Source organism: Arthrospiribacter ruber (assembly GCF_019343195.1).
GTDB lineage: Bacteria > Bacteroidota > Bacteroidia > Cytophagales > Cyclobacteriaceae > Arthrospiribacter > Arthrospiribacter ruber.
This window is the reverse complement of sequence record NZ_RPHB01000005.1, coordinates 112,708-126,947: the sequence shown is the minus strand read 5'-3', so window position 1 is coordinate 126,947 and position 14,240 is coordinate 112,708. Positions and strand designations below refer to the sequence as shown.

At 40.9% G+C, this 14,240-nt stretch carries 9 protein-coding genes; 3 read left to right on the top strand and 6 right to left on the bottom strand.

Features of this window, described 5'->3' with window-relative positions; translation table 11 throughout:
- Window positions 1-24: 24 nt before the first annotated feature.
- Window positions 25-3,141 carry a SusC/RagA family TonB-linked outer membrane protein gene (locus tag EGN73_RS11355; protein ID WP_219289672.1) on the bottom strand — a complete coding sequence of 1,039 codons (3,117 nt, stop codon included), beginning with the start codon at window positions 3,139-3,141 and terminating at the stop codon, window positions 25-27.
- Between the two features lie 666 nt (window positions 3,142-3,807).
- Here EGN73_RS11355 and EGN73_RS11350 point away from each other — a divergent pair.
- On the top strand, window positions 3,808-5,745 hold the full coding sequence (locus EGN73_RS11350) for a 7TM-DISM domain-containing protein (protein WP_219289670.1): 1,938 nt from the start codon (window positions 3,808-3,810) through the stop codon (window positions 5,743-5,745).
- Window positions 5,746-5,948: 203 nt separating this feature from the next.
- Here EGN73_RS11350 and EGN73_RS11345 read toward each other — a convergent pair whose 3' ends face one another.
- Together EGN73_RS11345 and EGN73_RS11340 are read right to left on the bottom strand one after the other, a co-directional pair.
- The gene (locus EGN73_RS11345; protein ID WP_219289668.1) at window positions 5,949-7,148 is read right to left on the bottom strand and encodes an esterase; all 1,200 of its coding nucleotides are present in this window, start codon (window positions 7,146-7,148) and stop codon (window positions 5,949-5,951) included.
- A gap of 153 nt (window positions 7,149-7,301) precedes the next feature.
- Window positions 7,302-7,685: a family 43 glycosylhydrolase gene (locus EGN73_RS11340; RefSeq protein ID WP_281422268.1), complete on the bottom strand. Its 384-nt coding sequence runs from the start codon at window positions 7,683-7,685 to the stop codon at window positions 7,302-7,304.
- Between the two features lie 340 nt (window positions 7,686-8,025).
- On the opposite strand from EGN73_RS11340, the gene EGN73_RS11335 reads away from it, so the two are divergent.
- Together EGN73_RS11335 and EGN73_RS11330 are read left to right on the top strand one after the other, a co-directional pair.
- The gene (locus EGN73_RS11335) at window positions 8,026-8,877 is read left to right on the top strand and encodes a transketolase (RefSeq protein ID WP_219286905.1); all 852 of its coding nucleotides are present in this window, start codon (window positions 8,026-8,028) and stop codon (window positions 8,875-8,877) included.
- Window position 8,878: 1 nt separating this feature from the next.
- Window positions 8,879-9,853, top strand: a complete 975-nt coding sequence (locus EGN73_RS11330) for a transketolase family protein (protein WP_219289666.1) — start codon at window positions 8,879-8,881, stop codon at window positions 9,851-9,853.
- 226 nt (window positions 9,854-10,079) lie between these two features.
- On the opposite strand, the gene EGN73_RS11325 is transcribed toward EGN73_RS11330, so the two are convergent.
- The 3 genes from EGN73_RS11325 to EGN73_RS11315 form a co-directional block, all read right to left on the bottom strand.
- Window positions 10,080-10,538 (bottom strand): hypothetical protein, encoded by a 459-nt coding sequence (locus EGN73_RS11325; RefSeq protein ID WP_219289663.1) that lies wholly within the window; start codon window positions 10,536-10,538, stop codon window positions 10,080-10,082.
- A 213-nt stretch (window positions 10,539-10,751) separates the two neighbouring features.
- The gene (gene araA, locus EGN73_RS11320) at window positions 10,752-12,242 is read right to left on the bottom strand and encodes an L-arabinose isomerase (RefSeq protein ID WP_219290372.1); all 1,491 of its coding nucleotides are present in this window, start codon (window positions 12,240-12,242) and stop codon (window positions 10,752-10,754) included.
- A gap of 24 nt (window positions 12,243-12,266) precedes the next feature.
- Window positions 12,267-14,141, bottom strand: coding sequence for a sodium/sugar symporter (locus EGN73_RS11315; RefSeq protein WP_219289660.1), 1,875 nt, complete (start codon window positions 14,139-14,141; stop codon window positions 12,267-12,269).
- Window positions 14,142-14,240 lie beyond the last annotated feature (99 nt).

The window sequence follows — 14,240 nt, the reverse complement described above, 5'->3', positions numbered from 1 at the left end:
TTTTATGTTCTTTTAATTTTTGGGTTAAAATGAAAGCTGTACTCCGCCCATGATTGTTCTTGCTGCTGGGAATTGTCCAAAATCAATACCTTGACCTAATGTGGTGTTGATACCTGTACGGGCTGCTATTTCTGGATCAAAGCCTGAATAATTGGTAAACGTCAACAGATTTTGTCCTGAAAGGTATACCCTTACTCTTGAAATTGATCCATTGCTGATTTGTTCTAGCAAAGCCGGAGGAATGCTATATCCTATGCTGAGGTTTTTCAATCTTAGATAAGAACCATCCTCTATCCATCTTGAGCTGGCTCTGGCGTTTCTGTTTGGATCACCATTGACCGCTCTGGGCACATTAGTATCGGTATTTTCGGGAGTCCATCTATCCATTACTACTGTACTGGCATTGAAAAGCCTGGTCATACCTTCTGTATGGAATCTAAGTAGGTTGAAGATTTCATTTCCATGAACTCCTTGCCAGAACATAGAGAAGTCAAAATTCTTATAGTTAGCAGAAAAATTCGCTCCATAAGTAAAGTCTGGCATGTAATGGCCTAGGAATGTCCTGTCATTGGCATTGATTTCACCGTCACCATTCAAGTCAGCAAATCGAAGGTCACCTGCTGCTGTATGGATGCTAGGGTTATATGATTCGCCGGCATCTGGAAGGTTTTGTCTTGGTGCAGATTGAGCTTCTTCATTACTTTGGAAGATTCCATCTACCTGCCAGCCATAGAAGTAGCCAATAGGTCTTCCTTCTTCAGTGAAAGTCAATGGATCACCTTGGAAGTCAGGGCCGAATATGGTATTACCGGTACCTAGTGAAACCAACTCATTTCTTACAAATCCAATATTTCCATCTACTGCAAACTGGAAGTCACCGGTATATTTTCTATAACCTAAAGCAAGCTCAATACCTCTGTTAGACACAGTTCCCACGTTGGCTACAGGTGCTCCATCATAACCCAAAGACGGTGGAATCGGTACTCCTAGGATCATTCCTTCTGTAGTATTGTCAAACCACTCAAATGATAGGTTAAATGCATCATTGAATAGACCCAAATCAAATCCTATATTTCTCATGATGGTAGTTTCCCATCTAAGGTCCACATTCGCTAAGGCTGAAATTGTACTTCCTGGAGCTGTAGATCCACCAAATGGATAAAAGAAGTTACTGTTGATCGTGGCCTGATACACATAGTTACCAATCTGATCATTTCCTGTTTCACCATAACTGGCTCTCAATTTCAGGTCACTGACCTGAGTCAAACCCTGCATGAATCCTTCTTCACTTACTCTCCATCCTGCTGAAATGGAAGGGAAAGTACCCCATTTTGTACCTGGCCCGAATCTAGAACCACCATCTCTCCTGATAGATGCACTGAACAAGTATTTTTGATCATAATCATAGTTGACTCTGGCCAGGTAGGAAATCAAGGCATAGTCAATTCTTTCACTTGTAGACGTCATGTTCTGCACACCTTGTAGCTCGCGGATTTCATTGGTAAGGAAGTTTTGACCTGTTCCTCCCAAAGAGGTACTGAGGAAAGTCTGCTGCTCTACTACACCCAAAATGTCAAAGGTATGCTTGTCAATCTTTTTCCTGTAGTTCAATTGATTTGAAATCAAAGGGGAAAAGAAGCTGAACCTGTTTTGTCCGATTACCGCAAATGGTTGCTCATGGAAATCCCCAGACCTGAATCTTGGAGTGTACTCATTGTTGGTACCAAGCGCAAGGTCAGTTCCTACCAAAAACTTATACTTCAGTCCATCAATGATGTCCACGTCCAAGTAAGCAGTTCCGAGGATTTTATATTCCTGCTGTCTGTTGGTTCTCAATTCAGCATTCAGAACAGGGTTTTCAGGATCTGACCCATCAACTCTATCTGGAGAGCGGAATCCTCCTAGTCTACTTTCATCTCTTACAGGTATATAAGGTACGGATTTCACCATGTGCTCCAGTTGTGTTCTGCCACCGGTGAATGGCTCCACATTTCTGCTGGAATAGGCTATTGTCAAAGTCTGGCCTACTCTTACTCTTTTGTTTATTTTGAATTCTGTATTGCTTCGAAATGAAAATCTCTCGAAGTCAGTCCCTCTCATGATACCTTCCTGTCCAAAATATCCAACAGATACATTATATATAACAGACTCGTTACCTCCGGAAATACCTACATTATGATCTTGAATGGTAGCTGGTCTGAACATTTCACCTTGCCAGTCAGTGTTGACATTTGCCAAATCACCAAGATTGTCAAATCGCTGTGGTACAGGCTCACCTCCATTTGTTAGAAGGTCTCTTCCGAAGTCAAGGTATTGGGAAGTGTTCAGAAGATCGAGTTGTCTCCAAGCACTTTGAGTACCTACATAAGAGTCAACAGTAACCACAGGTCGTCCTATTTGACCTTTTTTTGTCGTTACCAAAATTACCCCGTTTGCTGCTCTTGATCCATAGATTGCAGCAGCCGAAGCATCTTTTAATACCTCAATGGATTCAATGTCGGCAGTGTTGATCTGATTAAGGCCACCTGCAGGTACTCCGTCGATAACATAAAGAGGATCATTGTTACCAACTGTACCGATACCCCTAATCCTAACTACAGGATTTGTTCCTGGAGCTCCTGCATTGGTAACGTTCACACCTGGAGCACGTCCCTGAATAGCCGAAGCAAGGTTAGGTACAGGCAATTCTCTGATTGTTTCGGAAGAGATAGAAGAAATGGCACTTGTCACCGTAGCTCTTTCCTGGGTACCATATCCTACTACGATTACTTCAGAGAGAGAATCTTGATCAGGATCCAAAACAACATTGAATGTGGTTGTATTTCCCACTCTTCTTTCTACTTGACCGTAACCGATAAAAGAAATAACCAATATGGCATCTGGTGAAGGTACTCTTAAAGTAAACCTACCGTCCATATCTGTGGCAGTTCCCGTAGTGGTACCTTTTATTAGGATGTTGACTCCAGGTAAAGTCTCTCCTGTGTCGGAAGCAGTGATGGTTCCTGAAACTCCAATGGGCTGGTTGGCGGCCTGTGCCCAAGTTTCCTGTGGGAGAAGCGTCAACCAAAGTGCAAGGAGGCACAGCAGACTTCTGCTTTTACTCCACTTGCTTTTTTGTTTTGAGTAAATTGTTTTCAACATAGGGTTTATTTGTTTGAGAATTAAATTGGTTTACAAGGGGAAATTTCAATGTTAGAAAAAACTGATCAAAACCAAGAATAAATTGTAATTGGAGGGAGGGAAAAGTAGGTCTCCCTTTGCAAATGTAGAAAGGTGTTCTATTTGATCTTTTGACACTAAAAAAAGTGCAGGTCATCAGTTTTTGGGTTTTATTGAAATTGATTCAAACCTAAATGCTTTCCTTCCTAAACTTTTTTAAAAGCATTAATATGGAAGTCAAATATGAATTTTGGCTTGTTTTATATGAATAAACTTAATAATAAAATGTTAAATTTACACTTATGAATTCGTTGTCAAAAGCCCAATTCACCCTAAAATTTCGCTTAGTGAAATAAAAAAAGAAGTGGTTTAAAAGCTTCAAAATGGATAATTGAATCAGAAAAATGTTTTAGCAAGGTAGAAATGGTTACAGAATTTATTTAGCTAATTTATTTCATTGCGCTTAAACATAAGTATTTGTATTTGAACAAGTTAAATAACTAATATTAGGCGTTAAAAATGAATGGTTTTTATACAAATCCAGTAATATTACTTCATATGGGGTAATGTGTAGACCAAATTTATTATCTTCCATTGATGCCGAAAACAACCTTGAAGGTGCATTTCAAACGATAATCTACCACATTTGTGAGAGTTTTATATATACTTAGTTTTCTGACTTGGGCTTTGTTCCAAACAAACATTTCTTCCTCAGCCCAAACTAAAGGGATTCTGGACCCATTGAGTGTTTCAGTCATAAAACTTTCGGACAAAACGCATTATGAAATAACAGAAAAGGTAGATTATTTTTTGGACCCTCAAGGCATTCTTAAAATTCAAGATGTCAGTGCGCAAGGTTTCCAATCACGGTTTCAAAAACCAACCAATCCTTATTTGGTAGATTCAGGTGAAGAAGGAGTACTTTGGATCAGGGTGACAGTAGAGAATCAAAGAAATAGAAGCCATGAAGCCTGGTTTTTCGAATCCTGGGGTTTTGATATCGGGAAAATCACCTTTTTTATGCCTGAAGCTGAGGGAGGATTTAGCGCAGATGAAGCCGGTTATAAATTGCCTTTTCCAAAAAGGGAAATTCAGCACAAAAACTTCAATCAAATCCTCAACATAAGACCCGGAGAGACACAAACCTTTTTTGTGAAAATAGAGCGCAGCTACTTCATGGGATTCAGCTTTCACCTAAGATCCCATCAGACATTTATAGGACATACAACCAATGAGTATTTCCTATTGGGAATTTATTATGGTGTTTTATTGATCGTATTGTTTTTTACCTTATACCTTCTTGCTAATCAAAAACAAGCCATTTATGCATATTTTGCTTTCTTTCTCTTGACTTGTATTTGGTATTCTTTAGCTAGAGATGGATTGGGTTTTCAGTACATATGGCCAAATTTTCCTGAACTCAATGTTTTGACCAAAAGACTTTTTACTCAACTGTTGCTGGTATTTTCAACTCTGCTATTTGCCAATCATTTTGTACAGAAATTGAAGTATTCCCGTTTGGTAAACCAAGCTACTTGGGGCGCAATTGTCCTGATCATCATGCTCACCCTCAATCAGGAGTATGGATACAAAATTGAGGATTTGCTGATGTTGCTGACTTTCAGTCTTATACTTTTGGTTCCTATTCTATTGATGATTAGGGTATTGATCACGAGTAGGCAAATGTCTTGGCCACATGCTTTTGCCATGCTTTGCATGTTGATAGCTTTATTACAATCTTATGCCAGTGAAGCAAATGTTACCCTATTCGAAAACCCCGTCATCAACTGGTACTTTGCTAACCCTGTCATTTTTGCGGAGGTGGTGTTGTTTTCAATTTCCATTTTCAATCAGCTGGGCCAATTGAGAAAGAAGAGCATGTTGGCCGATAAAGAATTGAACCAAGTACTTTTAGAAAAAAACAAGCTACAAAGTAAACTCAATTCCAAGCTTAAAAAGAAAGTCAAAAAGAGGACTGAAGAGATCAATGCATTGGCCGAAGAGCTTTCAAAGAAGAATGAGCAACTGTTGTTGGCCAACTCGCAACTCCAGAAGCTGAACCAAGAAGTAGTAGATGAAAATATAAGCCTCAGCCTTACCAACAAAGAACTTAAAGAAGGTTTGGAAAAAACCATTCAGTCCATGGTTCTGATGAAGGGCTTTGATTTTAATGAGTTCAAACAGATTTTTCCGGATAAAGATGCTTGCTGTAAATTCCTGTCAGAATTGAAATGGGCAGATGGTTACCATTGCAGAAAATGTGGTTATAACAAAGCCAGTATTTCTACTAGCTATGGAAGAAGGTGTCGTAACTGTAACTACAATGAATCAGCAACCAGCAATACCCTTTTTCACAAAATTAAATTTCCAATTGAAAAGGCTTTTTACATGTTATACCTATCTAACAGAAAGGATGTACACCTTACCCTTAATGAACTTTCTGAGGTTATTGAATTAAGGAGAGAAACCTGTTGGGCGTTCAAGCACAAGATAGAGCTTGCCAAAGCTAAGATCGATTTTGATGGAGAGTTTAATGGTTGGGAAATACTGGCTTTAGTTGAATTAGATGAGCAAAAGGAAGGGTAATTTGAGACATTGTTGGTGTGGGTGTCTTAGAGTCAAAGTCTGGGAAAAGTGTTAAATTATTGAGCCGAATTTCAAAAAAGGCATAAAAATAGCCCGGACTAACCGGGCTTTTTAACTTAGGTTTGATAGGCTGTGGTTTGTTTGAAATTTACCTTGTAAATAAGAGCTAAATTTTTTTATAGTTTCTAAGATTGCATTTGTGTTTATTGGAATAATTGAGGTGCAAATTCGCTCAAATAAACCCTCCAGTTTCTCCAGGTGTGTCCTCCTTCGCTTTCCACATACTCATAAGGCATTCCTAAGTCATCCAGTTTTTTTCTGTATTCAGTGTTGGCATCGTAGAGGAAGTCCGTTTTTCCAATAGCGATCCAATAAAGCTTATATCCATTTTCTTTTTGGGTTTTGAGTCCCTCATCCATGTTTTTGTACACATCTTTGCCAGAAGCATCTTCTCTGGGCATGATAGCAGCAGAGAATGGGCCTATGTAGTCAAAAGTGTTTGGATGGTAGCGGGAAATGTGAATGGTATGGAATCCCCCCATGGAAAGACCTGCTATTGCCCTACCAGATTTCTCGGCTTTGACCCTATAGTTATTTTCGACGAAGTTGATGATATCTTTGAAATTGGCTTCATAGTCACCATCCATGGTTCTTGGTTGCATAAATTGTGGCTTGTAGAATCCCTTATGCCCTTCTCCTGGTGCTGCGTCCTGAGCTACATTTCCATTTGGCATCACTACTATCATGGGTTTAGCCTTTCCTTTTGCTATAAGATTATCCATTATCTGAGCTGTTCTACCTAGAGAAATCCATGCCTCTTCATCTCCACCAGCACCATGAAGGAGGTACAAGACAGGTAATTTATCCTGTGAATTCTCATAGCCGGGAGGAGTGTAGACAGTCAGCCTTCTTTTGATTCCCAGTCCAGGAGAGTCATACCACCTTCTGGCTACGGTACCATGAGGTACATCATTTACTTTATACAAATCGGCATGTGCACCCCCAATGATGAAAATATTGGTTACAGAGGCGACATCTCTGATCAAAAAAGGATTGTTAGGATCTGTTGTCTTAAATCCGTCAATGATAAAAGAGTAATTGTACAGTTCAGGACTTAGTTTTTCTGAGGTAAATTCCCAGATACCACTCTCTCCTTTTTTCATTGCTACTTTTCCAGGCCCATCTACTTGGCCCATAGGAGAGTCGATTTTTTGGGTTGGAAGAAAATCTCCTGTAATTTCTACTTCTTTTGCATTGGGAGCCAAAACCCTGAAAATGACCGTCTGATCATCTTTTATTTCAGGTGATGTGATTTGCTGAGCGCCAAATAAGGCTTCTTGTGCCTGTGTTGTGAATGTGAAAGACACAAATAGCGCGATTAGGTAAATTAGGTTTTTGTTCATAAAATTTCTATTGTCTCATTTTGTGAAAATAGATATTTGGAATTTCAAATAAAAATTTGAAACAAAAAAAATCCATTTTTTTGGAAATGGATTTTCTGGAAGTCAGGCTTGCAATTTCAATATAGGTAGGATAAAACTGACTTTCAGGATGTCTTATTTTAGAGGTCTTGCAGGTACGCCTTCAAAAGTCATTGTTACAGGAAGAATTTTCCCGTTTTCATCAAATTCCATTTTATCTATACAGGTGACCCGATGATTTCGGTCGCTTTCTTCCAAAGGCCTTCTATGATAGACAATGTAGAAGTCATCCGTCTCAGGGATTTTCAATACAGAATGATGTCCAGCACCACGCCCTATATTGTCATCCTGCTCTAATATCACTCCTTCTCTTTCAAAAGGCCCAAAAGGACTGTCTGAAATGGCATAGGCAACCCTGTAATCAGGTCCTGTCCATCCACCCTCAGACCACATGAAGTAGTATTTTCCGTCTCGGATAAACATAAATGATCGCTTCTGGATCTGCATACCAGCCGTCAAAAACAGGATTTCCTGAAAATACCTCTTTTTTTTCTTTTGTCTCAGATGGATTACATGCAATTATGAAAATAAGGAGATATGATAAATATGTAGTTCTCATAGGTTCAATGATTTTTCTTTTAAAAGTGAATTTACTTTTTCATTATTGATAGCAATAATTTTTTCCAAATTGGTATGTAAAACGGTTGTAAATGGAAAGTAAGTTTTGACAATAATATGATATTTATGATTTCAGGTACACTTTTAATCCAAAAGCTTTTTAAATGTAATAATAACACTTAATTTAAAGGTTTGTAATTTATCTCAAACCGAAACAATAGAACCTATTAATTCCAATACAATGGAAAAACACTCAATCGATCATCTCGAAGGAATCTGTTCCCAGGTCCGAAGGGACTGTCTTCGCATGGTGCATGCCGTGCAGTCAGGCCACCCGGGAGCTGCCCTTGGCATGTGCGAATATGTTGTCGCACTCTTTTTCAATGAAATGGAGCATGACTCCGACTTCAAAATGGACGGAAAAGGAGAAGACCTTTTCTTCCTTTCCAACGGACACGTGTCTGCACTCTGGTACAGTGTGTTGGCCAGATCAGGTTACTTCGGTGTTCCCGAACTGGGCACCTTCCGTAAAATCAATTCCAGGCTTCAGGGCCATCCGGCTACAGAAGAAGGACTTCCCGGAATCAGGATTGCCTCGGGTTCTCTTGGACAGGGACTTTCTGTGGGAATCGGTGCGGCACAGACCAAAAAACTCAACCAGGATGACAAGCTTGTCTATGTGATGATGGGTGACGGTGAGCAGCAGGAAGGACAGGTATGGGAAGCTGCCATGTATGCGGCCCACCACAAGGTGGACAACCTGATCGCTGCCATTGACCTGAACAGACAGCAGATCGACGGCCCTACCGAAAAGGTCATGGACCTGATAGACCTCGGAGCCAAGTGGGAAGCTTTTGGCTGGCAGATCGTCAATATCGAAAAAGGAAACGACATGGCTTCCGTACTGGAAGGCTTGGCCAAGGCGAAGTCCCTGACCGGACAGGGCAAGCCCGTGATGATCCTGCTCCACACAGAAATGGGCTACGGGGTGGACTTTATGGTCGGCACGCACAAATGGCACGGCGTGGCACCGAATGACGAACAGCTTGAAAATGCCCTGGGACAATTGGAAGAAACATTAGGAGACTACTGAAATGGAAAAGACACTTGACTTAAAATACACCTATACCGAAAAGAAGGACACACGCTCCGGCTTCGGTGACGGACTGCTGGAAGCAGGAAGAAACAACCCCAATGTGGTAGGCCTCTGTGCCGACCTGATAGGTTCACTGAAAATGGGGGCCTTCCAGAAGGAATTTCCCGAGAGGTTTTTCCAGGTAGGTATCGCGGAAGCCAACATGATAGGACTTGCCGCCGGTATGACCATAGGGGGCAAAATCCCTTTCACGGGCACCTTTGCCAATTTCTCCACAGGACGTGTCTACGACCAGATCAGACAGTCTGTGGCCTATTCGGACAAGAATGTGAAAATCTGCGCCTCCCATGCCGGCCTTACGCTGGGCGAGGACGGTGCCACGCACCAGATACTGGAAGACCTGGGCATGATGAGAATGCTGCCGCACATGACAGTGATCAATCCCTGTGACTACAATCAGACCAAGGCCGCGACACTGGCATTGGTGGACCATGTAGGTCCTGCCTACCTCAGGTTCGGCAGACCAAGCTGGCCTATATTCACCCCTGCAGACCAGAAGTTTGAGATCGGCAAGGCCTGGAAAATGATCGATGGCAAGGACGTGACCATCTTTGCCACAGGCCACCTGGTATGGGAAGCAGTGGTAGCGGAAGCCATGTTGAGAGAGGAAGGCATTTCCGCCGAGGTAATCAACATCCACACCATCAAACCATTGGATACCGAAGCTATATTGGACTCTGTAGCCAAGACAGGCTGCGCGGTATCTGCCGAAGAGCATCAGCTCAACGGAGGTTTGGGGGACAGTATCGCCCAGACACTGATCAGAAACCATCCTGCTCCGCTGGAGTATGTGGGGGTCAACGATTCCTTTGGAGAATCAGGTACGCCGACACAGCTCCTGGAAAAATATGGACTGAATGCCGAGAATATTGTGAAAAAAGCTAAAATCGCTCTGAGAAGAAAATCAGGGTGAAATAGTGATGAAAATTCCAATTTGGATTTTACCTAAACAAAAGGATCAGGCGCAGCCTGATCCTTTTGTTATTTTTGTTGAAATATCCGGAAGAAAGCACTAACCAAGGTAGTAAAGTCAATTCTTGATGTCAGGTAAATAAATATCCCAGTATCAACTTAATATCAATTAGTATCTTCTTTAAAAACTAATTCAACTTCTAGGAGATGTTTGAATATTCCTAATATCATCTGTTTTTCCCGCCAAACAATACCACCATTCCTACACCACCTCCGCTAAAATTGTTGAGTCTTCCCTGAAGTCCAATCCGTTCATTGATGAAATAAGTCACTCCAGCTCCACCCGAAACGCCAAAAATATCTCCTGCGGTAACGCCAAGCTCCAAAAAGATATAGGTATTGTCAAGAACATGGAAATAATACCTTGGTAGTAACTGAACTAAAAACAATTCATTCACATAAGTTCCGTCAATGCCGAGTCCTATTTTATCTGAAAAGAAATAACCTACACCTGCCTGCACAGATGTAATGCCCTCACCAATAAAGAAGTTTCCACCCAAAGTGTATTTGCCTTTTTGTATGGGCCCTTTGAATGTTTGGTCATTTTCAGTTTGGCTTTGTGCATGTACATTGGAAGTAATTATCCAAAAAAAAGAAAGTAAAATTAAGTGCAGAATTTTTCTCATGATAATTGATGTTGTTGGATTTTTTAATGATAAACTTCATACGTTTAAAAAGAAACAAATATGTAGTTCAAAAATATATGAAAAATTTAGTTTTTATATTATAAATATTATTTTTTACTCTTAAACTATTAAAAAATTTATTTATCGACCAAACAGAGTTGGGGATAGAAAAAAAAAGAGGCTGGTTTTTCAAAATGTCAGCCTCTTTACTTTTTATGAATAATACTTAGAGCTCCAGCGCAATTCATTTTGAAGTTGCTTCAACTGCGTGTTTTGATCGATGGTCACATTTTCGATACCGGCAATTTTTGCAAAATCTTCTAGGTGTTCAGTGCTCAGGTTCTGACTAAAGCAGGTATGGTGTGCACCCCCGGCATAAATCCAAGCTGAACAGCCTGTTTGCATGTCAGGCAAAGGTTTCCACATCACCCTTGCTACCGGTAGCTTTGGAAGATCCTGTGGGATTTCCACTGCTTCTACGGCATTTACGACCAATCTAAACCTATTGCCCATGTCCACAAGAGAGGCATTCAGAGCCGCACCGCCTTTGCCATTGAATACCAATCTTACAGGATCTTCTTTTCCTCCTATTCCCAAAGGATGGACTTCGCATTTTGGTTTTTCTGCCGCCAATACCGGATCTACCTCTAGCATATGAGCACCCAATACCATGCTGTTTTCAGGATCAAAATGATAAGTATAATCTTCCATAAAGGCATTTCCGCCTTCCAAACCTGTTCCCATTACTTTCATTGCTCTGACAAGTGCAGCAGTTTTCCAATCTCCTTCTCCGGCATAACCATAACCCTCAGCCATCAGCCTTTGTGTAGCAATTCCGGGAAGTTGCTTCATCCCGTGCAAATCCTCAAATGTGTTGCTGAAACCTTTAAAACCACCTTCTTTCAGGAAGTTGCGCATTCCGACTTCAATCTGAGCAGCGTCTATCAAAGAAGACCTCCGATTAGCACCTTTCTTAAGATTGTCAGCCATAATATAGCTTGCTTCATACTCATCGATCAGCGCTTTGACCTCATTTTCAGTAGCAGCATTGACATAGGCTACCAAGTCACCGACAGGGAAAGTATTTACTGCGAATCCAAATTTCAGCTCAGCTTCCACTTTATCCCCCTCAGTCACCGCCACATTTCTCATATTGTCTCCAAACCTCGCAAACTTGGCACCCTGCCAATCTGCCCATGCTGAAGCAGCCCTTGCCCAAGCATCAATCTGTCTTATGGCTGCAGGATCCTGCCAATGACCTGTGACCACTTTTCGCTCAATATTCATTCTGGATACAATAAACCCGAATTCCCTGTCCCCATGCGCACTTTGATTCAGGTTCATAAAATCCATGTCAATATCATTCCAAGGTATGTCCCTATTGAACTGGGTATGAAGATGGAGTAGGGGCTTCTGTAGAACTTTCAGTCCTGAAATCCACATCTTAGCCGGAGAGAAGGTATGCATCCATGTGATAAGTCCTATGCATGACTTATCTTGATTGGCTTCTTGACAAACTGCATAAATCTCTTCAGAAGTTTTTACTATTGGTTTATAGACAATTTCTACACTTATTCCTTTTTGCTCATTAAGTGACTTGGCAATGGTTTGAGAATGTTCTGCTACTTGCTTTAAAGTCTCTTCACCATAAAGGTGTTGGCTTCCTGTGATCAGCCATACCTGATTAAGTTTTAGGTCGTTCATCATTAGGTTTGTTATTTTTATATTTTACATCCAAAAGAAATAATATAGTAATCCCACGATCAATATGATTCCTGCTGCTGAAAGGTTAAACGGCGTGGCCGTGTTGAAAAGCGCAGGATCAGTTGAAAGTGATTTAGGGTCTGCTGTTTTTAACCTTACATTGGTATAAAAAATGACACCCAGCATCAAAAGAAGGGAGGCCATCATAAAGGCGGATTCAATTCCAAATTTTCCCCAGACATCGAATTGAATAAAGGCAAGAGCAGCAATTGCTATACCCAATATCATAAAGAAAGAAGAGATTGTCACTGTGTTTCCTGCTTTGCTTTTTTCGCGGTAATCTGGGTTGAGAAAAGACTTTTTTTCAGTAAAGCTTATTACTGAAGCAACTAGAAGCAAGAAGATAAAAACATATCCCATCCGTAGGATAAAAGGCATGTCAGGATAAATCACCTTGCATAAGATGCCGGCAGGTAAGGTGGCTATTGCTGTCCACAAGGCCCCGTTTGCCGTAATCTGTCTCCAGAATAATCCCATACAGAAAACGGCAACTACTCCAGGATAGATATAGCCGGTGTATTCTTGAATATATTGGAAAACTTGATCCAAAGTAGCAAGTTGCGGGGCAACAAACATGGCAATCAATAAAGCAACCACGGCTACCAGTCTCCCTGAGTTTACCAACTGCCTGTTGTTGGCTTTGGGATTGAAAAATTCCCGGTAAATATCCATTGTGAAAATTGTGGAAGTACTGTTGATCATTGAAGCAAGTGAAGAGACAATAGCCGCAGCGAGCGCTGCAAAGGCCAAACCTCTGATCCCTGCAGGCACGAAGTTTTTCAAAAGCCAAGGATAAGCTTCGTCTGATTTATCAATCGTTCCAATCTGTTCTATCGGCAGATTGAGCATGGCTGACAATTCTTCGGGGCTGGATTTGTTGATCAACACCCAAGCAGCTATTCCCGGTATGACAACCAAAACCGGAATTAAAATTTTAAGATAACCCGCAAAGATCAATCCTTTTTTGGCTTCATCTATACTTTTTGCTGCCAATCCTTTCTGAATGATGTATTGATTGAATCCCCAATAACCTATATTGGTCAACCACATAGCCCCTAGAATTACTGCAATACCAGGCAGGTCTTGGTAGGCATCTTTTAAGCCACCTTCACCATCAGGAATCATGATTTCTCCTTGAGGTATGATCATTACAAAGTGCTCTTTAGCACCTTCATAAAGGTTGGACATGCCCACAAAAATACCCGAACCATCACCAACAGCATCAAGCGCCAAATATGTAGTGATAAGCCCACCCGCTATCAAAACTACTACCTGCACAACGTCTGTCCATGCTACAGCTTCCAGGCCTCCATATATGGAGTAAATTCCTGAGAAGATCAATAAACCTATGATGCCATATTGAAGGGGAACCCCCATGATTTTTTCTAAAGCCAAAGCTCCCAAATAACTTACTGATGTTAAGTTGACAAAAACATACACCAAAAGCCAAAATACTGCAAAGGCTGTACTAACCCTTCCATCAAATCTCGACTTCAGGAATTGTGGCATGGTGTATATGCCATTTTTAAGAAACACCGGTAGGAAATACTTGGCAACAATGATCAAGGTCACAGCAGCTATCCATTCGTATGCAGCTATTCCCAGTCCTATGGCAAAACCTGATCCTGATGTACCTATAAAGTGTTCTGCAGAAATATTAGCCGCAATGAGGGAAGCTCCTACAGCCCACCATGTTAGAGATTTATCAGCCAAAAAATATTCCTGAGCGGTTTTCTGGATACCTTTTTTAGTCCTGGAGACATAGAGTCCTACTGCTACTATGATGGTGGCATATACAGCAAAAACTATATAATCTAATGTGGAAAAGCCTGATTCCATTAGGTTTATTGGGGGTTTATCGAGATGTTATTAAATAGGTTTAAGTAATTAAGTGTCTTAATTACACATAAAAATTGTGATAAAAAAATTTTGGCAAAA

Bases quoted from the DNA above. Each gene is read 5' to 3' on its own strand.
- EGN73_RS11330 (WP_219289666.1), top strand. From the start codon at position 8,879: ATGGAAAAGACACTTGACTTAAAATACACCTATACCGAAAAGAAGGAC.
- EGN73_RS11325 (WP_219289663.1), bottom strand. From the start codon at position 10,538: ATGAGAAAAATTCTGCACTTAATTTTACTTTCTTTTTTTTGGATAATT.
- araA (WP_219290372.1), bottom strand. From the start codon at position 12,242: ATGAACGACCTAAAACTTAATCAGGTATGGCTGATCACAGGAAGCCAA.
- EGN73_RS11345 (WP_219289668.1), bottom strand. From the start codon at position 7,148: ATGAACAAAAACCTAATTTACCTAATCGCGCTATTTGTGTCTTTCACA.
- EGN73_RS11335 (WP_219286905.1), top strand. From the start codon at position 8,026: ATGGAAAAACACTCAATCGATCATCTCGAAGGAATCTGTTCCCAGGTC.
- EGN73_RS11355 (WP_219289672.1), bottom strand. From the start codon at position 3,141: ATGTTGAAAACAATTTACTCAAAACAAAAAAGCAAGTGGAGTAAAAGC.
- EGN73_RS11315 (WP_219289660.1), bottom strand. From the start codon at position 14,141: ATGGAATCAGGCTTTTCCACATTAGATTATATAGTTTTTGCTGTATAT.